The organism is Pedobacter sp. 22226, assembly GCF_052045455.1.
Taxonomy (GTDB): Bacteria; Bacteroidota; Bacteroidia; order Sphingobacteriales; family Sphingobacteriaceae; genus Pedobacter; species Pedobacter jeongneungensis.
Map to the genome: position 1 here is coordinate 1 of NZ_JBQEPB010000015.1, position 22,294 is coordinate 22,294.

Below are 22,294 nucleotides of genomic sequence, written 5' to 3' on the forward strand. Positions count from 1 at the left end.
TTAAAACTAGAGATGACGAAAATTCACCCTGCCTTTTATTTAAACGCTTACTAAGCTTTCTTCTTGTAATAAGATTTGCAACAAAAAAATCAGTTTGATAAACCAAAGGAGATGACGGGAAAGAGGTTCAAATAAAAAAAAGTCCCGGTTTACACCAGGACCTTTTCACTATATATGTACTATGAAAAATGCAATTTAAAGCGCTTCAGAAACCACTTCTGTAACTTCTGGTACCATTCGCTGTAATAAATTCTGGATACCTGATTTAAGCGTAATGGTAGAGGATGGACAGCCACTGCAAGATCCACGCAATTCTACCGTTACCACACCTTCATCAAAAGATTTATAGGTAATTGCACCGCCATCCTGCTCAACAGCCGGACGAACGTAGTCATGTAAAATCTGCTGGATTTTAATTTCAGTTTCCGAACCTTCAAAAGCCGGAGCTTCTTCAGCAGTTGCTTCTTTAATTTTTAATTCAGATTCTACCGCTCCTTTAACAAATTCTTTCAAAATGGCTTCAATATCAGCCCATTCAGCATCATCTGTTTTGGTAACAGTAACAAAGTTACTGGCGAAAAACACACCAGAAACAAAGTTGAACTTAAATAACTCTTTAGCAAACGGAGAATGTTCTGCACTTTCTTTAGTCGCAAAATCTTCACTGCCATTAATTAACAGCTTATTTACCATGAATTTCATGGTAGCTGGGTTTGGAGTCTGTTCTGTATATACGTTAATCGTCATGTCTTAATCAATTTGAATAAACAAAATTAACAATAAGTCATTAATAAAACCTTTAACTGCTGTCTGCTTAACGTCAATTTAATCCGGTTAAAAAACGCCGGTATAATTAAAAGGGCTGATGGTCCTCAATTGTGCTTTTATCTCTTCCGAAATGGCAAGTCCTTCAATAAAATCAGCAATACTGGCTGCGTTGATTTTTGAATTGGTTCTGGTAAGTTCTTTTAAAGCCTCATAGGGATTAGGAAAGTTCTCTCTTCTCAACACCGTTTGGATGGCTTCTGCTACAACTGCCCAGTTATCATCTAAATCAGCATGTAGAGCTGCTTCATTTAATAAAATTTTATTCAGGCCGCGTAAAGTAGAATTAATGGCAATTAAAGTATGACCGAATGGAACCCCAATATTTCTTAAAACAGTAGAATCGGTTAAATCTCTTTGTAAACGCGAAATAGGCAATTTCGCAGCAAAAAACTCGAATAAGGCGTTCGCAATACCTGCATTACCTTCTGCATTTTCAAAATCAATCGGGTTAACTTTATGTGGCATAGCCGACGAACCGATTTCTCCTGCCTTAATTTTCTGTTTGAAATAATTTTTCGAGATATAGGTCCAGATATCCCTGTCCAAATCGATAATGATATTATTGATGCGTTTTAGGGCATCGCATTGTGCCGCAAACTGATCGTAGTGTTCAATTTGTGTAGTATGTTGCGCACGGGTTAAACCCAAAGTGTTGTTTACAAACTCATTTGAAAAGTCAACCCAGTTTACTTGTGGATAGGCAATATGGTGTGCGTTAAAATTTCCGGTTGCGCCACCAAATTTTGCGCTGTTCGGAATGGCTTTTAAACTTTCTACCTGAATACTCAAACGCTCTGCGAAAACCAAAAATTCCTTTCCAAGTTTAGTAGGAGAGGCTGGTTGACCGTGCGTATGTGCCAGCATCGGAATATCTTTCCATTCAGTTGCCAGTGCATTTATTTTTTCGATCAAGGTATCAATCGCCGGATAATAACTTTCATTTAAGGCAAGCTTAATAGAGTATGGTATGGCAGTATTGTTAATATCCTGAGAGGTTAGGCCAAAATGGATAAACTCTTTATAGTTTTGAAGTGCAAGTGCATCGAATTTGCTTTTGATAAAATATTCTACAGCTTTAACGTCATGATTGGTTACTTTTTCAGTCTCTTTTATTTCCAGCGCATCAGCTTCTGAGAAATTTTCGTGTATTTTACGTAATCCGGCGTAAAGATTTTTATCAAAACTTTCCAAGCCAGGCAAGTTGATCTCACAAAGTGCGATAAAATATTCGATTTCTACAAAAACACGATATTTAATCAATGCTTCTTCCGAAAAGTAAGCAGCTAAACTTTCGGTTGTTTTTCTGTAACGACCATCAACAGGTGAAATAGCTTGTAGTGATGTTAAATTCATTATGCGGATTATATTTTTGCCGCAAATTTACTACAATTGATGGATTTTAAGGTCTAGATACCCAAATAAAAAAAAGCCTTAGGTTAACTAAGACTTTTCAAATGCTTTGATAAAACTATTTTTTAACAGCAGTAGTATCAGTTTTAACTGTAGTGTCTTTAACGGTTGTATCTTTTACAGTAGTATCTTTAACGGTAGTATCAACAACTGTAGAGTCAATTGTAGATGAATCGGTTGTGCCATCTTTTTTCTCTGATTTACAAGCTACAACTGATAAAGATAAAGCTAGTGCTAAAAAGCCCATTTTGAATGCATTTTTCATTTTTTTTGATTGGTTTGGTTTTAAAAATTAATTAATTACCAATTAATACCAGAAAAATTAAAAAGTAACCCAGTTTTTCTAAATAAAAAAGGTCGCGATGTAAAAATCGCGACCTTTTTTATAATATTTAGTTAAATTAACTAGTGTTTTACTTCTTCTTTAGTAGTAGTAGCTTTAACAGTAGTGTCTTTTACGGTAGAATCTTTAACTACTGTATCAACTTTAGTGGTATCAGTAACAATTGTAGAAGAATCTGTAACTGTTGTATCAGCGCCATCAGCTTTTTTGTCTGAACCACCACAAGCAGCAACTGTTAAAGATAAAGCCATGGCTAAAAAGCCTAATTTGAATGCATTTTTCATTTTGATATATGTTTTAGGGTTAATATATACTCTTAATACTCAAATACCTGAAAGGTAACCCTCATATGGGGGTTAAAATAAAAAAACCTCCCGATTTGCATCTGGGAGGTTTTTTTTATGTTATTTAAACTAGTGTTTAACTTCAGTTTTTTCAGTAGTAGTTTTTACTGAAGTATCTTTTACTGTAGAATCTTTAACTACTGTATCTTTTTTAGTAGTATCAGTGATAACAGTTGAAGAATCAGTAGCTGTAGTATCAGCACCTTCTGCTTTTTTCTCTGAGTTACAAGCAACAACTGATAAAGATAAAGCTAAAGCTAAGAAGCCTAATTTGAATGCATTTTTCATTTTGAATATTTTTTAAGTAATTAATTAATTTACCTGTTAATACTGATTATTAAAAAAGGTAACCCAAAAAAATAAAAAAAAATGAAATAAAAATAAAAAACGCCTTAAAGCTGGCTTCAAGGCGTTTTCTTATGATAAAGTTAGACTAGTGTTTAACTTCTTCTGTAGTAGTTGTAGTAGCTTTTACAGTAGTATCTTTAACTGTAGAATCTTTAACTGTAGTATCTTTTGCAGTAGTATCAGTAACGATAGTAGAAGAATCAGTTAAAGTAGTATCAGCTCCTTCAGCTTTTTTCTCTGAGTTACAAGCAACAACTGATAAAGATAAAGCTAAAGCTAAAAAGCCTAATTTGAATGCATTTTTCATTTTTGAATTTTTTTAAAGTAATTAATTTCTTATTAATGCCGCAAAGGTAGAAAGGTAACCCGATAAACAGAAAAAAAGTTAAAATATTTTTTATCCGGCCTTTTGGGTTACCGATGGGCTTAAGTTTGTATTAAGCAATTATAGTAGCTATAAATATTTTTTTGTCTAATATTGGGTTACTATTTACCGAAAAATGTATTAACTAGTGAATAACAGTTTAAAAGGTTCAGTTCCAACAGATAGAGAGGTTATTTTAGGTATTCTAAATAACTCCGAAGATGCACTTAACAAGTTATACAAGGCTTATTATGCAATGGTTTTGCAGTTTATCCTGAACAATAATGGTGATGAAGATGATGCAAAAGATGTTTACCAGGAAGCCATTATTATTTTATATAACAAAATTAAGGAAGGCAATTTTGAGCTGAGCAGCAAACTTAAAACCTACATTTATTCGGTTTGTCGGCGTATCTGGTTGAAGAAACTTAACCTGAACAGTAAAAAGGCAGGCAATATTACCGATTATGAAGATGTGTTTGCCGTTGAGGAGGATGTAGAAGAACACGAAGAAAAAGATGCCGCATTTGTAAAAATGCAATCGGCACTCGATCATCTCGGAGAACCTTGTAAAACCATTATTCAGGATTTTTATATCCACAATTTATCCATGCAGGATATTTGCGAAAAGTTTGGTTATACCAATACCGATAATGCAAAAACGCAGAAATATAAATGCCTGCAAAGGTTAAAGAAAATATTTTTTCAACCATAATAATTGAAATGAGAAACGATTTGGAGTTAGATGCAATTATTGAAGATTATCTTTTAGGTAAACTTAATGCACAGGAAACTGAAGCTTTTGAACAGTTACGTCGTAATGATGCCACAGTAGATCATAAAGTAGTTTCGCATAAATTCTTTTTAGAATCTATGGAAACGTTTGCCGGGCAGTTGCGTTTAAAGGAACAATTGAACCAGATCCATGCAGAAATTGATGTAGAAAGCTTGGCCAACGCGCTAAGGCCGCATCCATCGCGTGTGGTGCAGTTATGGCGCAAACATAAATCTGCCATTGCCGTTGCCGCTTCATTTTTAATACTTTCACTGGTTTCTATTTATTCTATCCAGCATAGCAGTAAACAGGAAGAACATTACAGGCAGTTAAGCAATGAGGTAAATAAAGCCATAAAAACGCAAAACAGCCTGATCAGGAAAATCAATAACAATACCACTACATCTGATAAGCCGAGTGTTCAGAATAGTTTTGGCGGTACAGGTTTTGCCATTTCTACCAATGGTTATATTTTAACCAATCTTCACATTATTAATGGAGCCGATTCTTTATATGTACAGAACAGTAAAGGCGAATCGTTTAAAGTAAAATCTGTTTATACCGATCCACAGAATGATATTGCCATCTTAAAAATCAGCGATAAACATTTCAGTAATTTATCATCTATACCTTATACCATTAAAAGAAGCATGAGCAGTATTGGCGAAATGGTTTATACTTTGGGTTATCCAAAAGATGATGCGGTACTTGGAGAAGGTTATGTGAGCTCGAAAAACGGTTTTATTGGCGATACTACTCAATATCAGGTGGCTATTTCGGTTAACCCGGGTAATAGTGGCGGACCGGTTTTAGATAATAACGGAAATTTAGTGGGGATTATCAGTGGTAAACCGGATCAGACTGAAGGTGCTGCATTCGCAATCAAATCAAAATATATTTTAGAAGCCATGAGGGCAATCCCTCAGGATTCTTTAGGAACAAATAAGCTCTCAGCTAATAAAAAGAGCTTGCTTTCAGGATTAAAACGCACCAAGCAGATCGAAAAAATACAGGATTATGTATTTATGATTAAAGCCTACTAGTTAAAACCCCAAACAAATTAATATTCTTAAACCCTGTTGATCTAAAACCTTCAGGGTTTTTTATTGCAATTGTAATTTAGAGGTCTTAAAATAATATAATGCCTATGTATTTACTATACTATTGTTTAGATTTGTTTTAATCAACTTAAAAATTATCATATTATGAGCATAAGACTAGGCGATACCGCACCAAATTTCCAGGCCAATACTTCTATTGGGGAAATCGATTTTTACGAATATTTAGGAGATAGCTGGGGAGTACTGTTTTCTCACCCTGCAGATTATACCCCAGTTTGTACTACAGAATTAGGCAGAACAGCGGCATTAAAAGGTGAATTTGAAAAGAGAAATGTTAAAGTTTTGGCGCTGAGTGTCGATTCTGCCGAATCGCACAAAGGCTGGATCAACGACATTAACGAAACGCAAAATACTTCTGTTGAATTCCCGATTATTGCCGATCCGGATAAAACTGTTGCAAACCTTTATGATATGATCCACCCGAATGCTTCAGAAACATTAACGGTAAGGTCATTGTTCGTCATCAGTCCCGATAAAAAAGTGAAATTGATTATTACTTACCCAGCTTCTACCGGTAGAAACTTTAATGAAGTATTGCGGGTAATCGATTCTTTACAACTTACGGCCAATTATAGCGTAGCTACTCCTGCCGATTGGAAGGATGGAGAAGATGTAATTGTGGTTAACAGCATCAAAACCGAGGATATTCCGGCTAAATTTCCGAAAGGACACCAGGTAATTAAACCTTATTTACGTACAACACCTCAACCGAATAAATAATTTTGCGATTTCCTTTTTTGAAACGCAACATTCTTGTTGAACGGCCAAAAAGGGGTTGCATTATAGGCGTAAATTATTATATTTGATAGTTTTGTTTCAATATTAACGCTCAAACTGATTGTTTATCCCATTTTTAAGAGTCAATTGGTTGAATGAAATGCTGATCAAAGCGTAAAAGGTTTATTTATTTTATACAATTTTTTATTTTTTTATGGCAACCGGAAAAGTTAAGTGGTTTAACACTCAAAAAGGCTTTGGATTTATTGTGCAAGAAGACAATAAAGACTTATTTGTACATTTTAAAGATGTTTTAGGTGGAATCGAAAGCTTGAAAGAAAACGACACAGTAGAATTTGAAGTAGCTGAAGGCAGAAAAGGTTTACAGGCAGTAAACGTTAAGAAAGTTTAAGCAAATCACATAAAGATTATTTCTTCATCCCTGCAAAAGGCCTTTCGAAAGAAGGGCTTTTTGCATTAATAGTATTGTCATTCTGAACCTAGTGATGAATCCCTGACCGATGAAATACGGTATTCCGGACTTTACTTTACATACAGGTCCAGTTCGCATTTAGGTTAGGTTTTCGCTACCTGCAAGTTATTGATTAAGTTCAGGGGCACTTCTAACTAGAGTTATTTAATTTTGTTTTGTTTTTTGAACAGCAGCAGCAGTAGTACTTCGGTTTCGCTAGTCCCGCCATTTGCTTAATCCCTATTGAAATGCGCTAAGGATAAAATATAATACTTAAATCGGGATAACGCTGTCTGTCGGGTTTATTTTACAAACAACAGCTGTAGTAATTAAGCAAGCTAAACCCGATCTTAGCGAGATGCCGATATTTTCATCGGCAGAAGCGGGAGCGGGACTGTGGTATCCCAAAAGCTTCTGAACCTGCTTTCCTAAAAAAGTTAGTTAGCTTAAATTTAATATTTTGTATATTAAAGATTCTTCACAGCGTTCAGAATGACAGTTCAATTAAATGGCCGTCATCTCGACTGGAATGCAATGGAATGCCTGCCCGTACAGGCGGGGAGAGATCTATCTCGGGGTAGATTTAGCTTCGCTGAGCACTTTGTGGTTCTTGGCTGCGTTGCACTCCGCTCGAGATGCGATAATTGAGGTAGTCATACCTAGCATAACAGCTAATAATACTGTATAATCGACGCTTTTAAAATTACATTTTCTCCGTTGGCAACCTTGGTGAAAATCAAAAACTGCTCCTGATCTGCTTTGATTTTATATTTCTTAACCAGCTCTTCGGCTTTTGCAGGGTAATTGCGGACAATCACGTTACCTTTTAAATTCCCTGCTTTTTTGAGTTCAGCGGTGTTCAGTATCGCATCTATTTTAAATATCCTACCCGCAAATACCTTGTTTATCGCATCAGATGTAAATAGCTGCGTTTGAGGATGCAGTTTTAAGAGATTATAAGTTGATCCAATTAAATTAAAAGCGCCTGATTTTAACAGCGCCGCATCTGGCTCGTATAGAAAATCGCCAATATTTAATTTTTCTGCAAACTGAACAGCTCCGTTGGCTGCTGACCGGTAGAAAGAGAAATCTTTTTCAATTCCGTTATTTAAAGTTGCTGCAATAATTTTAGTGTCTTGATCAAAGCCCCTATCAATTACCCATAAAAGCTCTTTACATTCATTTTTCACACTTAAAATGTGGATTTCACTTACTTGCCTTAATTCTGCTAATCCGGCAGAAATATCAAGTAAAGGAGCCGTTTTAATAATAATCCTAGATGATTTTTTTAACAATGCATCCAAATTACCCACTACATCCGGAGTACAGTCTTTCAGCATAAAAACCTTACCTTTTTCGGCTCTACGAGCCGGATCTACATAAATAGTATCGAATGCTTCGTCAATATTTTGAATATAAGCAATGCCATCATCTGCCCTGAATTTGATGTTTTTTGCTTCTAATGCGTCTGCATTATGCTGCGCTATTTCAGATAATTCAGGATTGATTTCGCAATGGATAATTTCTTGTACTTTTTTAGAAAAGTAATAACTATCTATACCAAAACCTCCTGTAATATCGATTAAAGTATTTCCTTTGACCAGCTTTGATTTGTAATTCGCTGTAACTTCGGAAGATGTTTGCTCTATAGAAAGTACGGGCGGGTAGTAAATATTTTCGGTATTGAACCAGGTGGGTAATTTCTTCTCCGATTTCTTTTTTGCGGTAATTTGTGTAGCTAATTCGGCTGAAGTTACGCCTTCGAACGGACTTTTGGCTAAAGCAATCTGATTTACATCTGCACTTAAGTTTGCGTTGATATAATTTTGTACAGATTTAGCTAAAAGTTTGTTGTTCATTTATATTATTAAAAAGGGTCGTCATTTCGACTGAAGCGCAGCGAAATGGAGAAATCTGTTTAGGTAGGTTTCTCCACAGCGGTTGAAATGACGTACGCGTTTAATGTTATTCAATAACGTTATGTTGTTTTATTCTTCATCACCATCTGGCAGGTGTGGCGGCTTTTAACTTCGAGTAAAATATCTTTTTCTACGGTTACACGATCAATCGTTTGCTGATTGTAATAACGGATGGTTACCAGTTCCAGGCCCTTATTGTATTTTACGGTAAATTCATCTGATAGGTCATTGATCAGTTTTTCTATCTGAACCGGATGATCATCAATACTTACCGAGAAACTGATTGCAGAATTGAGCATGGTATTGATTTTAATTTTATGCTTATGAAAAAGTTCAAAAATATTGCTCAGGTTTTCTTCAATAATAAAGGAATAATCTTTCGGGAAAATAGAAATTAGCGCCTGATTCACCTTAAAAATGAAAGAGGGGATTGGCAAGGGATTATTTTCTTTGGTAATGGCTGTTCCTGAACCTTCCGGCTGTATAAACGACCTTACAAAAAGCGGAATGCCTTTGTTTTGAAGCGGTTTTATCGTCTTTGGATGGATTACCGTTGCACCATAATAAGTAAGTTCTATGGCATCGTGGTAAGAGAGCTGGGCAATTTTTTCGGTCTCATCAAACCACTTTGGATCGGCATTCAATACACCTGGAACATCTTTCCATATGGTTAAAGCAGCGGCATCTAAACAGGAAGCAAATATAGCTGCTGAATAATCAGAGCCCTCGCGACCTAAAGTTGTGGTGTAATTTTCACTTGTTCCGCCGATAAATCCTTGTGTTACAATAATATTGTCACTTAAGAGTGGTACTAAATCTTTTTGTATAATCTGATTGGTTTTTGTCCAGTCAACTTTTCCTTCACGATAAGTATTATCAGTCTGGATATAGTTGCGCGCATCTGCCCATAGCGTCTTACTACCCGTTTCATTTAACCAGGCTGCTACAATTTTGGTCGAAACCACTTCTCCGATAGAAACAATCTGGTCGTAAATATAATCCGGATTGTTGTCCGGTTCATCTTCAATCAACCAATCGATTTCTACAAAAGTATTGGCTACATCATCGTAAACCGGATGGTGTTTTCCTTGAAAAAGTTCGTCTATGATGTTGAAATGAAAATGTTTAATTTCTTCAAAAATGGCATGCGCCTCATCATTTTGTGCTAAAAATGCCTGGGTGAGTTTTTCTAATTTATCGGTGATTTTGCCCATCGCCGAGATTACGACCAGCAAGTTTCCTTTTTTGTAATCGCGCACAATATTTGCAAGGTTTTTTACTCCTGCCGCATCTTTTACCGAGGCACCACCAAACTTAAAAATATCCATATTAAAATGCCTTGATTTGTTCTGTAGATAAAGCTGCGTTTAACCAGCCGCTTTCTAAATGTGCTTTGTATTTATTGTAAAAATTAATGGCGGGTTCATTCCAGTCGAGCACCTGCCAAACCATTCCGCTATAATTGCCGTTTTTGGCTTCTGCTATTACTTTTTCAAATAATATTTTGCCCAGGCCTTTTCCACGGAATTCTTCGGTTACGATAAAATCTTCGAGGTATAATCTGCAGCCTTTCCAGGTAGAATAGCGGGTGTAATAAAGGGCAAAGCCGACAATAGTATTATCTACTTCGGCCACGAAAGCCTTCCAAACCGGGTTTTTACCAAAGCCTGCATCAATAAAATGATCTAAAGTAACGGTTACTTCTTCAGGAGCCTTCTCGTAAACGGCTAACTCGTTAATCAGCTCCAGTATTCTTGGGCAATCTTCTGCCGTAGCAAATCTGATATTGAAATCCATATTAATTTGCAGAAATATCGTTTTTGAAATGTTTAATGACCCTTTTGCCGAAAATGCTGCTGCCAATGCGTACCATGGTACTGCCTTCTTCAATCGCGATTTTATAATCGGCGCTCATTCCTGTTGATATTTCTTTAAAAGAATCCTCTTTACGGAAAAAGCTTACTTTTATACCATCAAAAAATACTTTTAATTCGTTAAACTCAACAGTAATCTGTTTTTCGTTTTTTGTATTGGTAGCGATGCCCATTAAACCTACAATACGGATGTTTTTTAATTCGGCGAATGCTTCGTCGCGTAGTAATTCAATCACTTCATCAAAACCAAGTCCGAATTTGGTATCTTCATCGGCAATATAAACCTGTAACAAACAGTCGATTACGCGTTTGTTTTTTGCGGCTTGTTTATCAATTTCCTGCAGCAGTTTTAAACTATCAACTCCATGTATGAGTTTAACAAAAGGGGCAATGTATTTTACTTTGTTGGTTTGCAGGTGGCCGATGAGGTGCCATTCGATATCTTTAGGGAGCTGCGCTTCCTTTTCAACCATTTCCTGTACATGGTTTTCTCCAAAAATGCGCTGTCCGGTGTTATATGCTTCTAAAATTGATTCTATTGGTTGTGTTTTTGAAACTGCAATCAGTTTTACCCCGTCCGATTCAACTTCGCTTTTATATTTTTTAAGATTATCAGCTATGCTCATTTATAACTATTTTTGGTAAAATTAATAACCTTGCTGCAATTTGGGCAAAAAATAATATTTTAATTAAGCATGAAGAGATTAATATGGGTTTTAATGACAGCTATATTATGGTTTGGTTGCAAGCCGGGCATACCTGATGACATTATTAAACCTGATAAGATGGAAAAAATTTTATATGATATGCATATTGTTGATGGCTACATAGCTAACATCTATGTGGCAGACTCTGCTAAAAAGGTGGCAGCAGCATATTATAAAGGTATTTATAAAAAATTCGGAATAGATTCTGCGGCGTATAATAAAAGCCTGGTGTGGTATAATACCAATCCGAAGGAGCTGGAAGTGATGTACAAAAACATACAGAAATCTTTAACCCGGCAGAAAAAAGCGGTAGAAATAGCAGATAAAATGATTCAGAAAAAGAAATTTAAAGCCGATTCGCTGGTGATTGCGAAGAAGTTTAAGGCCGATTCTCTCGCGATCAGAAAAAAAATGAAACCCGATTCTTTATCGAAGGTAAAAGCTGCCGCTGAGATTGCGAAAAAGAAAAAACAGGCCGATTCACTCATTAATATAAAGAAAACCGGAGCAATGCAGGTGGTTTCGGCCACCACTCCGGCCCTGGTACAATAAAATAATATGTTATATCCCGATAATTGTTTAGAACGTTTAGGTTTTGTAGAGATCAGGCAGCTGATCAGCAAGCATTGTTTGAGCCCCATGGGACAAACGATGGTGGGCAAGATGCAGGTGATGAACCGTTTTGATCAGATTGATAAATTTTTACGACAAACAAACGAATTCAAGAGCATCCTGCAAAACCAGGAGCCCTTACAGATTAATACTTTTTTTGATATTAAATCACTGGTTGAAAAAATCAGGGTTGAAGGGACTTATCTTTTAGAAGATGAGTGGTTTCAGGTATATACATCCCTGCAAACTGTTTTTTCGGTATTGCGATTTTTTGAAGAGCGGGCCGAAGTTTACCCCACGCTCGAAGCTTTATTTGAGCATTTACCCATCGAAAAAACAATTCTCCGTAAAATTGAAACGGTAATTGATGCCAAAGGGAAGATTAAACCCAATGCTTCAAAAGAATTGCAGGAGATTACAGGTGCGATTGCAAAAACGGAGCAGGACGTGCGTAAACGGATGGATTCGATTTACAAACAGGCCATTGCCAATAACTGGGTTGCCGATGGTAGCTTAACCATTCGTGATGGCCGGATGTGTATCCCGGTTTTGGCCGAGAATAAGCGTAAGCTTAAAGGTTTTGTGCACGACGAATCGGCCACAGGACAAACTGTTTACATTGAACCGGAAGAGGTTTTTACTTTAAATAATAAACTGCGTGATTTAGAATTTGATAAACGCCGAGAAATCATTAAGATTTTAATCGCATTAACGGATGATCTTCGTCCGTATTCACCATTATTGCTTTCTTATCATGGTTTCCTTACCAAACTCGATTTTGTGCGTGCCAAGGCGCTATTTGCTTTAGATATTGAAGCAGAGATGCCCGGTTTATTAAAAGAGCCTAAAACCAAACTGATCAATGCAAGACATCCTTTGTTATCGATTTCTTTTGCAGCAGAAAAGAAAACCGTTACGCCCTTAAACATTCATATAGATGCCGAAACGCGTGTGGTTTTGGTATCAGGGCCGAATGCCGGAGGTAAATCTGTTTGTATGAAAACCGTTGGTTTACTGCAAATTATGCTGCAAACAGGTTTATTAATTCCTGTTGATGCCAATAGTGAGGTGGGTATTTTTGAGAATATTTTTGCCGATATTGGTGATGATCAATCAATAGAAAGTGATTTGAGTACCTACAGTGCACACCTGAAAAAGATGCGTTATTTTGTAGAACATGCCTCGCCAAAAACAATGGTGCTGATTGATGAGTTTGGTACAGGTACCGATCCGCAATTTGGCGGACCAATGGCAGAAGCTGTTTTAGAAGTATTGAACAATAAAAAAGTAAGAGGAGTAATCACTACACACTATTCTAATTTGAAGCTATTTGCAGGGAATACGCCGGGATTGGAAAATGCATCAATGCTTTTTGATAATGCAAAGATGAAACCACTTTACATTTTAGAAATGGGAAAACCAGGTAGTTCTTACGCTTTCGAAATTGCGCAGAATATTGGTTTGCCAAAAGAGGTAATTCAATTGGCCAGAGAGAAAACAGGTTCCAACCAGAACCGGGTAGACACTATGCTGGTTGATCTGGAACGTGAGAAGAAAAACGTTTATGATGCAAAAGTGAGCCTGGCCAATCAGCAAAATAAAGCTAAAAACCTGGTTGCTGAAAATGAAAAGTTAAAAGCGTTTTTAGAGGAGAACAAAAAGGTACTCATTAAAGAAGCGAAGCAGGAAGCGCAGAATATCATTAAAAATGCCAATAAGCTGGTAGAAAATACCATTGCAGTGATTAAAGAAAAACAGGCCGATAAGGAAGTAACTAAAGAACTGCGCCAGAACCTGCAACGGGAACTGGTTAAAAATACGGTGCCAAAAGAACGTCCAAAGCCGGTGCCTGTGGTGGTTACAGGCGAAATTGAAGTGGGCGATCTGGTAAAATTTACGGATAGTGAAACCATTGGTCAGGTTTTGGAAATTAACCGGAATGAACTGGTTCTGGCTATTGGCGATTTACGGTCGACAGTTAAAAAGAACCGTGTGCAAAAGGTAAGCAACCGCGAAGCAAAAAAAGTGATACAAAGCAGTGCAAATTCATTTGCCGGGCGTATGAACGATGCTGTTTCGGGCTTTAGGGCAGAATTAGACCTCCGAGGAAAACGTACGGAAGATGCCTTGCATGAAGTAGAAAAATATTTGGATAAAGCCATTATGCTTGGCTTCCCGTCTATTAAACTGATTCATGGTAAAGGAGATGGGATATTGAGGAAAATGATTAGGGAGTATCTGCGTAAATATAGTCAGGTAAACAGAATGGAGGATGAACATGCGGATAGAGGGGGAGATGGAATTACTTATGTTTATTTGAATTAGAGGGGTTTTAGACACAGGATTCGAGACGCGAGATGTGAGATAAGCTGTTCAAGAAAGCATTGTCTTCTCGACTGAAGCGTAGCGGAATGGAGAGATCTATCTAAGCAGATTTCAACAAAAAGAGTTGTTATTGCTTCGTCGGCTGAAAAAGCCTTCTCGCCATGACGGTAACACCAAAACTAAAACTTTATAGCCGTAACTGTGTTATTTCTAAAACGTTACGGCTATGAAAAAAATCTTACTCTGCTTTTTTGTGGTATTGGTTGCCACAACTTGCAAAAAGACTGACAATGGTAATGAAGATCCGGAAACACTACCTGATGTAGAATTAAAAGCAAAAGTTGTTGTTTCCGGGTTAAGTCTTCCCTGGGAAATGGTGTACGGACCTGATAATTTCATCTGGTTTACCGAAAAAGCAGGTAAAATCAGCCGTTTAAATCTTTCTACAGGTCAAATTACGCCATTATTAACCATTTCTGAGGTGCGCACCAACGGCGAAGGTGGTTTATTAGGTATGGCATTGCATCCTGATTTCACTGCTAATCCTTATGTTTATGTTATTTACGGCTATGGAAATACCTATAAAGCAAAAGTGGTGCGTTATACTTATGGTGGAGGTAATTTAACCAGTCCACTCATATTGTTAGATCAGATTCCTGCTGCTTCCATTCATAACGGCTCACGTCTGTTAATCAGTGGTGGCAAATTATTCATTAGTACGGGTGACGCTTCCGATACGGCAAATCCTCAGAATATAAATTCATTAGCTGGAAAGATTTTAAGGATCAATCTTGATGGCTCTATTCCTTCAGATAATCCTTATCCGAATAATCCGGTTTGGAGTTTAGGACATCGTAATGCGCAGGGTTTGGTGCAGGTTGGAAATAAAATATTTTCTTCAGAACATGGTCCGGATTCAGATGATGAAATCAATATTATTGAAAAAGGCCGGAATTATGGCTGGCCAAATATTAAAGGTTTTTGTAATGAAAGTGGCGAGCAATCTTTCTGCAGCGCTAATAATGTGGTAGAGCCTTTAATCAACTGGACGCCAACCATTGCGCCAAGTGGCCTGGCTTATTACAATAACAATTATATTCCGCAGTTTAAAAATTCGCTGTTATTGGCGGTATTAAAAGGAACTAAACTAATGCAGCTAAAATTAGATGATGCGCAGACTAAAATTACCGGAACAAAAGATTTTTATGTAAATACTTATGGCCGGATCAGGGCTGTTTGCCAATCGCCTGAAGGTAAAATTTATATCTGTACCAGTAACGGAAGTGATGATAAGATTGTAGAAATAGCGAAATAAGCTTATTTCTTTTTATTGCCGGGGCATTTTTTGCAGCGTTTACCTTTTTTAAATTTCTCACAGCATTTTTTGTGTTCGGCTGTACAGCTGAAAATAAAACCCATTCCTTTCTGAAATTCCGGATCGGTGGGTAATATGAATTGGTTTTCTTCTCTCTCGTAAATCATTGCAGTACAAAGGTAATGGTTATTTAGATTAATTCCAATCGATAAATATTCCCTGTATATTTAAAATTTATAATTGCTGCATTTTTGATGGCAATTTGTAATTTAGCGGACTAACCAAAATTTCATAAAATGATAAATAAAGTGGTATCTGGCGCTGAAGAGGCCATTAAAGATATATCAGATGGGGCAACCATTATGCTTGGCGGTTTCGGTCTTTGTGGTATTCCGGAAAATTGTATTAATGCTTTAGTAAATAAACAGGTCAAAAATTTAACCTGTATCTCCAATAATGCCGGCGTTGATGATTTTGGTATCGGATTGATGCTAAAACAGCGTCAGGTTAAGAAAATGATTTCTTCTTACGTAGGCGAAAATGCAGAATTTGAAAGGCAGTTATTAAGTGGTGAACTGGAAGTAGACCTGATTCCTCAAGGTACTTTAGCCACTCGTTGTCTCGCCGCAGGATATGGTATGCCGGCAATTTTTACCCCCGCAGGTGTAGGTACCGAAGTGGCAGAAGGTAAAGAGGTACGTAATTTTGATGGTAAGGATTATTTGATGGAATATGCTTTTGATGCTGATTTTGCTATTGTAAAAGCCTGGAAGGGTGATACGGCAGGGAATTTAATCTTCAGGTCAACAAGCCGCAACTTTAATCCCGTTATGGCCATGGCAGGTAAAATAACCATTGCAGAGGTAGAAGAACTGCTAGAGGCTGGCGAACTTGATCCTGATTATATTCATACCCCGGGGATTTATGTGCACCGGGTTTTTCAGGGGAAAGATTATGAAAAAAGAATTGAGCAGAGAACGGTGAGAAAGTCTGGAGTCTGAAGTCGATAGTCTGAAGTCGAATAGCAGATTAGAACATTCAATCATTCACCCATTCAATCATTCACTCATTTAATTATCCATTCAATCAATCATTCAAAATTCATTAATTCAATTTTATGTTTTCAAAAGAAGAGATCGCGCAGCGTATCGCTAAAGAAATAAAAGACGGATACTATGTTAACCTTGGCATAGGCATACCTACATTGGTGGCCAACTATATCCCCAAGGGAATTAATGTAGTATTACAATCAGAAAACGGTCTGTTAGGCATGGGGCCATTTCCGTTTGAAGGAGAAGAGGATGCCGATTTAATTAATGCCGGAAAACAAACCATTACAACCTTACCCGGATCATCTATTTTTGATTCTGCCATGAGTTTTGGGATGATTCGTGCACAAAAAGTAGATCTAACCATTCTGGGTGCCATGGAGGTTTCCGAAAACGGGGACATTGCCAACTGGAAAATTCCGGGTAAAATGGTAAAGGGAATGGGCGGGGCAATGGATTTAGTAGCCTCAGCCAAAAATATTATTGTAGCTATGCAGCACATCAATAAGGCAGGCGAAAGTAAATTATTACCAAAATGCACCTTGCCATTAACCGGGGTGAAATGCATAAAAAAAATTGTAACCGAACTGGCAGTTTTAGATATTTTACCTGAAGGTGGTTTTAAACTTTTAGAACGTGCACCGGGTGTGAGTATCGAATTTATTAAGCAATCTACAGCCGGAAGGTTGATTGTGGAAGGAGATATTCCGGAAATGAGATTGGATTAGTGAGTAATGTGGTTTGTGAGGACATAAACCACATCGGTAAAGCGTTACGATTTACTATAAATAAGAAGTCAAGTTTTTTAAAACTTGACTTCTTTGGTGGTTTTATTGTATATCTACTAAAATACTATTTCTTAAATCATTTGAAATATCTTCTGTAATGGCGATAATTTCATCAGGTTCGTTGGTGTTGTTCATCACTACCTTATTACATTGTTCGCGGTAGGGCAGCAGGTATTCTTTATAAGCGGGCACTACGTGGTTGTGCCATTTGTATAATACATCTTCTTCAGGATAACCACGTTCTAAACCATCGCGTTTTATACGACGGTCTAAAGCAACCTGTTCATCTGCATCCACAAAAATGGTATGATCCAACAATGCAGCAATTTCTTTAAAGTGAAGGATAAAAAGGCCCTCTACAATAATAATAGGTGCCGATTTAATTTCCAATATTTTAACCACAGCCAGTGGATTATTAAAGTTGTATTCTTTTTTGTAAACCACTTCTCCACTCATCAATTGCTTAATGTCTCTTAAAAACTGTTCACTATCAATGGTAGATGGAAGATCAAAGTTATACAACTTGTTTTCTTCCTGTGTCATATCACCGGCAGGAATATAATAATCATCCTGCGATACCAGGGTAACTTCATCTTGTTTAAAATGATGAAGAAAGCAGTTTAGGAAAAATGTTTTGCCCGATCCGCTACCGCCGGCAATACCAATTATAAAAGGCTTTTTGTTTGAACTCATTGAGCACTGTATGTTAAATTGCAGAAAAAACGTTTGTCTAAAGCACCTAATGAATCGGCTACAGCTTTAGTCATTACAATGATAACATCTTTTGTAGATTCGTTCTCTGTAAATTTACCAACAACTTTGGCAAAGGTGGTGCGGTTAGTCATCGGGTTGGTAATTTTAATAACCCTGCCCACAGGTGCTGTGCGGTGTAAAACCAGCATTTTTGTACCATCAAGGTCCTGATCTGCAATCCAAACGGCTGTACCTTTTTCTTCAATCTGACTTAAGCCGTAAACACTTGGGTCGCGGCGCAGTTTAGGATCTTTAACCATTGTACTATCAGGCTCATTTCCCTGATCTTCTTTTGAAGCTTCGTTTACCGATTTTGGTTGCGGTGGCTTAGGGATAATCAGTTTCTGGTCTACCTTAATATTGTTGTCGTCCAGTTTATTTGCAGTCCGGATCTGATAAGCAGTTAAATTGTATTTTTTTGCAATTGAAAAAATGTTTTCGCCAGTAGCTACGGTATGGATAAAACTCTCTTCTTTTGCTTCTGCAGGAGTTTCTTTTGTTTTTGTTTCGGCCTGTTTTTCTTTTGGTACCTGTACATCAGCAACAATGCCACCCGGAACTTTTAAAACCTGTCCGATGGTAATCGCATTATCAGGCAGATTGTTCATTGTTCTGATCTGATATGCCGTAACCCCATATTGTTTGGCAATAGTAAAAATCGTTTCGTTTCTCAAAACCGTATGCGTACCCGCTGTATCATTAGATTTATTCTCCTGTGTCGGTTTTTCTTCAACGGCAGCAGTAGAAACTACTTTATTTTCGTCGATATTTTTGGTTGCCGGAATTTTCAGTTTCTGACCGATCCGCAGGTTATTGCCCGAAAGGTTATTGGCTTTTTTCACTTCCTCAACCGTGGTTCCGTATTTCTCAGCAATTTTCCCTAAAAACTCTTTAGGCGCAACGGTGTGCTCAATCATGGTTTGATCTGAGGGTTGCGTATTGGCTGCAGGTACTTCGCTGTTATTTTTTGCTGGTGGAGCATATGGAGTAGCTGTGGCAGTTTGTTCTCCGTTTTTTGCAGGGATTTTTATAACCTGGCCAATGCTAAGGTTGCTGCCCGTTAAATTGTTTAAGGCTTTAAGTTCATTTATGGTAGTGCCATATTTTTCGGCCAGCATGTTTAAGTTTTCCTTTGGCTTAATGGTATGTTCTATCACATTGCCCGCTGATGATGAAGAAACTTCCGTACTTGATGATCCACTGCCTGTAAAAGGAACATTGGTAGGAACTTTAATGATTACGCCAACCTGCAGGTATTTGTTCTCGTTAAAAGCCATAATATCCTTTGGAGAAACATTATACCTTCTCCCAATGGAATAATAAGTGTCTTTTGCTACAGTTTGATGGATGATCAGTTTTTTGCCTTTATTATTTTCTACACCGATAGAGTCTCTTGCTGTGTTGGCTTTGGCATTTGCAATATTTAAGGCAAATAACACTACAGCAGATAAATATATTTTATGCATTTATTTTTATGTAAATTTCTAAGTCAAAGGGAGCAATTATACGAATAATATTGTTAACCATCTTATGTTCTGTAGCTCGTTTTTACGTAAAAATAAGATGACTTTGATCTCGTATTACAGATATAATATTCATTAACAAATGTTTATAAAATTGCTGTCCCCTACAATATTGAATATTAAACGGTCTATTAAATAAGGTATTGTATAAAAGCAATATTTGAGCAAAACTTTTCTAAATTTGGTTTGTTAGGTACACATTAAAAATACATCATAAATTATAATAAAATGGACGCTAAAGAAATAAGCTTAAACGAAAAAGAAGTTAAACCGGTTGTAGATCTGTTAAACGATTATCTGGCTAACTATCATATCCATTATCAAAAATTAAGAGGCTGCCACTGGAATATTAAAGGACAGAACTTTTTTACCCTTCATGTTAAATTTGAAGAACTTTATACCAACGCACAGTTAACCATTGATGAGATTGCTGAGCGTGTTTTAACTTTGGGCAAACCACCGCACAGCCGTTTTGCAGATTATATTAAAGAATCGAAAATTAAAGAAATTGATACCATCGGACTGAAAGACCTTGACATGGTTGATGCCATTTTAGATGATATGGCTACTTTAATCGAATTAGAAAGAGAACTTTTAGAAGCCACTGCTGATGCCGGCGACGATGGTTCTAACGATATGGTGAACCGTTTTATGCAGTTTAAAGAGAAAAATACCTGGATGTTACGCTCTTTTGCCGGTAAAAAATAACAGGTTATTAGTAGGTTAATAGCCCTGTATAAGTAGCTTTATTGTAAAATCTGCTTATATAGGGCTTTTTTGTTTCGTAGAAAATCTAAATATTTATCTTTGGGCATGGCGTACAAAAGTTTAGCAGAATGCGTATCCGATCTCGAAAAGCATGGTCATTTAATCAGGATTAAGGAGGAGGTAGATCCCTATTTAGAAATGGCAGCCATCCATTTGAGGGTGTACGAAAACCAGGGACCAGCGTTATTGTTCGAAAAAGTTAAAGGAAGTCCTTTTCTGGCTGTTTCCAATCTGTTTGGAACGTTGGAACGATCAAAATTCATTTTCAGGGATACTTTGCCAAAAGTACAGCAGCTGGTATCGTTAAGAAACGATCCGATAAAAGCATTAAAAAATCCTTTCAAATATGCGGGTTCTGCCATGTCGGCCTTGTCTGCTTTGCCGCTGAAAACGCCCTCTGCAAAAAATAAATTTTTAAAAACGAGCATCAGCCAGCTGCCGCAGATTGTAAACTGGCCGATGGATGGCGGTCCTTTTGTGACCATGCCGCAGGTGTACACTGAGGACGTTGACAAACCCGGTGTGTTGAACGCCAATCTGGGCATGTATCGTATTCAGTTAGGCGGAAACGATTATATTCAGGATAAAGAAATTGGTTTGCATTACCAGATCCACAGGGGGATAGGCGTGCATCAATCGAAAGCCAACGCTTTAGGACAGCCTTTAAAAGTGAGTATTTTTGTTGGTGGTCCGCCGTCGCATCCTTTAGCTGCTGTAATGCCATTGCCCGAAGGTTTGTCGGAAATGACTTTTGCCGGAGCACTTGGCGACAGGCGCTTCCGTTATTTTTACGATGATGAAGGTTTCTGTATTTCTGCAGATGCTGATTTCATCATTACCGGTACTGTTTACCCCAACGAAAATAAATCCGAAGGGCCTTTTGGCGACCATTTGGGCTATTATAGTTTAACGCATCCCTTTCCTTTAATGAAGGTGCACAATGTGTACCATAAAAAAGATGCAATATGGTCGTTTACTGTGGTTGGTCGTCCGCCGCAGGAAGACACCAGTTTTGGTGCCCTGATACACGAAATTACAGGCTCCGCCATACCGCAGGAAATACATGGCTTAAAAGAAGTTCATGCCGTTGATGCTGCGGGTGTGCACCCTTTACTTTTTGCCATCGGTAGCGAACGTTATACGCCATATTTAAAGGAAAGAAGGCCACAGGAAATTTTGACCATTGCCAATCATATTCTAGGTAAAAACCAGTTGAGCCTGGCGAAATACCTTTTTATAGCCGCTAAAGAAGATGACCAGCAACTCAGTACCCATCATATTGAAGATTTTATCAAACACATATTAGAGCGGATTGATTTAACGAGGGATATCCATTTTTATACCAATACTACCATAGATACGCTGGATTATAGCGGAGACGGCTTAAATAGTGGTTCAAAAGTGGTAATTGCAGCAGCGGGAGATAAAAAACGTAAATTGTGGAATGAAATTCCTGAAGGATTAAAATTGAGTGATGGCTTTTACCAGCCAAAAATTGCTATGCCGGGTGTTTTAGTTTTAGAAGGCAATAAATACCTTAACCCAGAGAAAACAGCTGCCGAAATTGCGATGTTGAATATGTCGCTTATTGATCAGGATTTAGCTGGCTTGCCCTTAATTATATTGGCCGATGATGCAGCGTTTACTGCCGAAACGATTGATAACCTGGTTTGGGTAGCTTTTACAAGAAGTAATCCGGCAGCCGATGTTTATGGTATTAACGATTTTACGATCAATAAACACTGGGGGTGTAAAGGTTCGATGATTATAGATGCCAGAAAAAAGCCTCATCACGCACCCGAATTAATCAGAGATGAAGCGGTAGAGGCTAAAATTAATGAAATGGGTAAAAAAGGGAGAGCGTTATTCGGCGTAATATAATTGATTTTATACCCTATAATTAGTCACTATTTGGCGATAATTTGATAATTCAGGTTAA

Annotated in this window: 23 protein-coding genes; 11 read left to right on the forward strand and 12 right to left on the reverse strand. The window is 37.4% G+C overall.

Going from position 1 to position 22,294, the window contains the following annotated elements; genetic code table 11:
• Positions 1 to 195: 195 nt before the first annotated feature.
• The 6 genes from ACTJKC_RS25015 to ACTJKC_RS25040 all read right to left on the reverse strand — a co-directional run bounded on the left by ACTJKC_RS25015 (position 196) and on the right by ACTJKC_RS25040 (position 3,580).
• Complete coding sequence (locus tag ACTJKC_RS25015; RefSeq protein WP_344853579.1) at positions 196 to 747, reverse strand: NifU family protein; 552 nt, start codon at positions 745 to 747, stop codon at positions 196 to 198.
• A gap of 87 nt (positions 748 to 834) precedes the next feature.
• A complete protein-coding gene (gene purB, locus ACTJKC_RS25020) occupies positions 835 to 2,181 on the reverse strand; it encodes an adenylosuccinate lyase (RefSeq protein WP_440796358.1) in 1,347 nt (448 codons plus the stop codon).
• Between the two features lie 115 nt (positions 2,182 to 2,296).
• Complete coding sequence (locus ACTJKC_RS25025; protein ID WP_440796360.1) at positions 2,297 to 2,503, reverse strand: hypothetical protein; 207 nt, start codon at positions 2,501 to 2,503, stop codon at positions 2,297 to 2,299.
• Between the two features lie 140 nt (positions 2,504 to 2,643).
• Positions 2,644 to 2,865, reverse strand: coding sequence for a hypothetical protein (locus ACTJKC_RS25030; protein ID WP_344853576.1), 222 nt, complete (start codon positions 2,863 to 2,865; stop codon positions 2,644 to 2,646).
• 129 nt (positions 2,866 to 2,994) lie between these two features.
• Positions 2,995 to 3,213, reverse strand: a complete 219-nt coding sequence (locus tag ACTJKC_RS25035; protein WP_025142864.1) for a hypothetical protein — start codon at positions 3,211 to 3,213, stop codon at positions 2,995 to 2,997.
• A gap of 145 nt (positions 3,214 to 3,358) precedes the next feature.
• Positions 3,359 to 3,580 (reverse strand): hypothetical protein, encoded by a 222-nt coding sequence (locus ACTJKC_RS25040; RefSeq protein ID WP_055911571.1) that lies wholly within the window; start codon positions 3,578 to 3,580, stop codon positions 3,359 to 3,361.
• A gap of 205 nt (positions 3,581 to 3,785) precedes the next feature.
• Between ACTJKC_RS25040 and ACTJKC_RS25045 the strand changes: the two genes are divergently transcribed.
• From ACTJKC_RS25045 to ACTJKC_RS25060, 4 genes are all read left to right on the forward strand, one after another.
• A complete protein-coding gene (locus ACTJKC_RS25045; RefSeq protein WP_344853574.1) occupies positions 3,786 to 4,352 on the forward strand; it encodes an RNA polymerase sigma factor in 567 nt (188 codons plus the stop codon).
• Between the two features lie 8 nt (positions 4,353 to 4,360).
• Complete coding sequence (locus tag ACTJKC_RS25050; RefSeq protein ID WP_440796363.1) at positions 4,361 to 5,455, forward strand: trypsin-like peptidase domain-containing protein; 1,095 nt, start codon at positions 4,361 to 4,363, stop codon at positions 5,453 to 5,455.
• Between the two features lie 162 nt (positions 5,456 to 5,617).
• The gene (locus ACTJKC_RS25055) at positions 5,618 to 6,253 is read left to right on the forward strand and encodes a peroxiredoxin (RefSeq protein ID WP_440796365.1); all 636 of its coding nucleotides are present in this window, start codon (positions 5,618 to 5,620) and stop codon (positions 6,251 to 6,253) included.
• A gap of 211 nt (positions 6,254 to 6,464) precedes the next feature.
• Positions 6,465 to 6,662 carry a cold-shock protein gene (locus ACTJKC_RS25060; protein ID WP_029276380.1) on the forward strand — a complete coding sequence of 66 codons (198 nt, stop codon included), beginning with the start codon at positions 6,465 to 6,467 and terminating at the stop codon, positions 6,660 to 6,662.
• Between the two features lie 731 nt (positions 6,663 to 7,393).
• On the opposite strand, the gene ACTJKC_RS25065 is transcribed toward ACTJKC_RS25060, so the two are convergent.
• From ACTJKC_RS25065 to ACTJKC_RS25080, 4 genes are all read right to left on the reverse strand, one after another.
• On the reverse strand, positions 7,394 to 8,581 hold the full coding sequence (locus ACTJKC_RS25065; RefSeq protein WP_440796368.1) for a class I SAM-dependent methyltransferase: 1,188 nt from the start codon (positions 8,579 to 8,581) through the stop codon (positions 7,394 to 7,396).
• Between the two features lie 119 nt (positions 8,582 to 8,700).
• Positions 8,701 to 9,969, reverse strand: a complete 1,269-nt coding sequence (locus ACTJKC_RS25070) for an aspartate kinase (RefSeq protein WP_440796370.1) — start codon at positions 9,967 to 9,969, stop codon at positions 8,701 to 8,703.
• 1 nt (position 9,970) lies between these two features.
• Entirely contained in the window at positions 9,971 to 10,438 is a 468-nt protein-coding gene (locus ACTJKC_RS25075) for a GNAT family N-acetyltransferase (RefSeq protein WP_344853568.1), read from the reverse strand.
• 1 nt (position 10,439) lies between these two features.
• The gene (locus tag ACTJKC_RS25080) at positions 10,440 to 11,141 is read right to left on the reverse strand and encodes a YggS family pyridoxal phosphate-dependent enzyme (RefSeq protein ID WP_440796372.1); all 702 of its coding nucleotides are present in this window, start codon (positions 11,139 to 11,141) and stop codon (positions 10,440 to 10,442) included.
• A gap of 93 nt (positions 11,142 to 11,234) precedes the next feature.
• On the opposite strand from ACTJKC_RS25080, the gene ACTJKC_RS25085 reads away from it, so the two are divergent.
• From ACTJKC_RS25085 to ACTJKC_RS25105, 5 genes are all read left to right on the forward strand, one after another.
• Positions 11,235 to 11,774, forward strand: coding sequence for a DUF4296 domain-containing protein (locus tag ACTJKC_RS25085; RefSeq protein WP_440796374.1), 540 nt, complete (start codon positions 11,235 to 11,237; stop codon positions 11,772 to 11,774).
• Positions 11,775 to 11,780: 6 nt separating this feature from the next.
• A complete protein-coding gene (locus ACTJKC_RS25090) occupies positions 11,781 to 14,159 on the forward strand; it encodes an endonuclease MutS2 (protein WP_440796376.1) in 2,379 nt (792 codons plus the stop codon).
• 226 nt (positions 14,160 to 14,385) lie between these two features.
• A complete protein-coding gene (locus ACTJKC_RS25095; RefSeq protein ID WP_440796378.1) occupies positions 14,386 to 15,474 on the forward strand; it encodes a PQQ-dependent sugar dehydrogenase in 1,089 nt (362 codons plus the stop codon).
• 296 nt (positions 15,475 to 15,770) lie between these two features.
• Complete coding sequence (locus ACTJKC_RS25100; protein ID WP_440796380.1) at positions 15,771 to 16,475, forward strand: CoA transferase subunit A; 705 nt, start codon at positions 15,771 to 15,773, stop codon at positions 16,473 to 16,475.
• 116 nt (positions 16,476 to 16,591) lie between these two features.
• Positions 16,592 to 17,251 carry a CoA transferase subunit B gene (locus tag ACTJKC_RS25105; RefSeq protein ID WP_440796382.1) on the forward strand — a complete coding sequence of 220 codons (660 nt, stop codon included), beginning with the start codon at positions 16,592 to 16,594 and terminating at the stop codon, positions 17,249 to 17,251.
• Between the two features lie 102 nt (positions 17,252 to 17,353).
• Here the strand turns inward: ACTJKC_RS25105 and ACTJKC_RS25110 are convergent, their stop codons facing one another.
• Together ACTJKC_RS25110 and ACTJKC_RS25115 are read right to left on the reverse strand one after the other, a co-directional pair.
• Entirely contained in the window at positions 17,354 to 18,004 is a 651-nt protein-coding gene (locus ACTJKC_RS25110) for a uridine kinase family protein (protein ID WP_025142847.1), read from the reverse strand.
• Positions 18,001 to 19,530: a LysM peptidoglycan-binding domain-containing protein gene (locus ACTJKC_RS25115; protein WP_440796384.1), complete on the reverse strand. Its 1,530-nt coding sequence runs from the start codon at positions 19,528 to 19,530 to the stop codon at positions 18,001 to 18,003. Before ACTJKC_RS25115 ends, ACTJKC_RS25110 begins: the two co-directional genes overlap by 4 nt.
• A gap of 285 nt (positions 19,531 to 19,815) precedes the next feature.
• Here ACTJKC_RS25115 and ACTJKC_RS25120 point away from each other — a divergent pair, with 285 nt between their 5' ends.
• Positions 19,816 to 20,295 carry a Dps family protein gene (locus ACTJKC_RS25120; RefSeq protein ID WP_344853559.1) on the forward strand — a complete coding sequence of 160 codons (480 nt, stop codon included), beginning with the start codon at positions 19,816 to 19,818 and terminating at the stop codon, positions 20,293 to 20,295.
• Positions 20,296 to 20,400: 105 nt separating this feature from the next.
• Entirely contained in the window at positions 20,401 to 22,236 is a 1,836-nt protein-coding gene (locus tag ACTJKC_RS25125; RefSeq protein ID WP_440796386.1) for a UbiD family decarboxylase, read from the forward strand.
• Positions 22,237 to 22,294 lie beyond the last annotated feature (58 nt).

Coding starts and splice junctions, on each gene's coding strand:
- purB (WP_440796358.1), bottom strand. CDS start 2,181: ATGAATTTAACATCACTACAAGCTATTTCACCTGTTGATGGTCGTTAC.
- ACTJKC_RS25015 (WP_344853579.1), bottom strand. CDS start 747: ATGACGATTAACGTATATACAGAACAGACTCCAAACCCAGCTACCATG.
- ACTJKC_RS25025 (WP_440796360.1), bottom strand. CDS start 2,503: ATGAAAAATGCATTCAAAATGGGCTTTTTAGCACTAGCTTTATCTTTA.
- ACTJKC_RS25080 (WP_440796372.1), bottom strand. CDS start 11,141: ATGAGCATAGCTGATAATCTTAAAAAATATAAAAGCGAAGTTGAATCG.
- ACTJKC_RS25035 (WP_025142864.1), bottom strand. CDS start 3,213: ATGAAAAATGCATTCAAATTAGGCTTCTTAGCTTTAGCTTTATCTTTA.
- ACTJKC_RS25050 (WP_440796363.1), top strand. CDS start 4,361: ATGAGAAACGATTTGGAGTTAGATGCAATTATTGAAGATTATCTTTTA.
- ACTJKC_RS25085 (WP_440796374.1), top strand. CDS start 11,235: ATGACAGCTATATTATGGTTTGGTTGCAAGCCGGGCATACCTGATGAC.
- ACTJKC_RS25060 (WP_029276380.1), top strand. CDS start 6,465: ATGGCAACCGGAAAAGTTAAGTGGTTTAACACTCAAAAAGGCTTTGGA.
- ACTJKC_RS25120 (WP_344853559.1), top strand. CDS start 19,816: ATGGACGCTAAAGAAATAAGCTTAAACGAAAAAGAAGTTAAACCGGTT.
- ACTJKC_RS25115 (WP_440796384.1), bottom strand. CDS start 19,530: ATGCATAAAATATATTTATCTGCTGTAGTGTTATTTGCCTTAAATATT.
- ACTJKC_RS25040 (WP_055911571.1), bottom strand. CDS start 3,580: ATGAAAAATGCATTCAAATTAGGCTTTTTAGCTTTAGCTTTATCTTTA.
- ACTJKC_RS25065 (WP_440796368.1), bottom strand. CDS start 8,581: ATGAACAACAAACTTTTAGCTAAATCTGTACAAAATTATATCAACGCA.
- ACTJKC_RS25105 (WP_440796382.1), top strand. CDS start 16,592: ATGTTTTCAAAAGAAGAGATCGCGCAGCGTATCGCTAAAGAAATAAAA.
- ACTJKC_RS25100 (WP_440796380.1), top strand. CDS start 15,771: ATGATAAATAAAGTGGTATCTGGCGCTGAAGAGGCCATTAAAGATATA.
- ACTJKC_RS25095 (WP_440796378.1), top strand. CDS start 14,386: ATGAAAAAAATCTTACTCTGCTTTTTTGTGGTATTGGTTGCCACAACT.
- ACTJKC_RS25070 (WP_440796370.1), bottom strand. CDS start 9,969: ATGGATATTTTTAAGTTTGGTGGTGCCTCGGTAAAAGATGCGGCAGGA.
- ACTJKC_RS25090 (WP_440796376.1), top strand. CDS start 11,781: ATGTTATATCCCGATAATTGTTTAGAACGTTTAGGTTTTGTAGAGATC.
- ACTJKC_RS25125 (WP_440796386.1), top strand. CDS start 20,401: ATGGCGTACAAAAGTTTAGCAGAATGCGTATCCGATCTCGAAAAGCAT.
- ACTJKC_RS25075 (WP_344853568.1), bottom strand. CDS start 10,438: ATGGATTTCAATATCAGATTTGCTACGGCAGAAGATTGCCCAAGAATA.
- ACTJKC_RS25055 (WP_440796365.1), top strand. CDS start 5,618: ATGAGCATAAGACTAGGCGATACCGCACCAAATTTCCAGGCCAATACT.
- ACTJKC_RS25110 (WP_025142847.1), bottom strand. CDS start 18,004: ATGAGTTCAAACAAAAAGCCTTTTATAATTGGTATTGCCGGCGGTAGC.
- ACTJKC_RS25030 (WP_344853576.1), bottom strand. CDS start 2,865: ATGAAAAATGCATTCAAATTAGGCTTTTTAGCCATGGCTTTATCTTTA.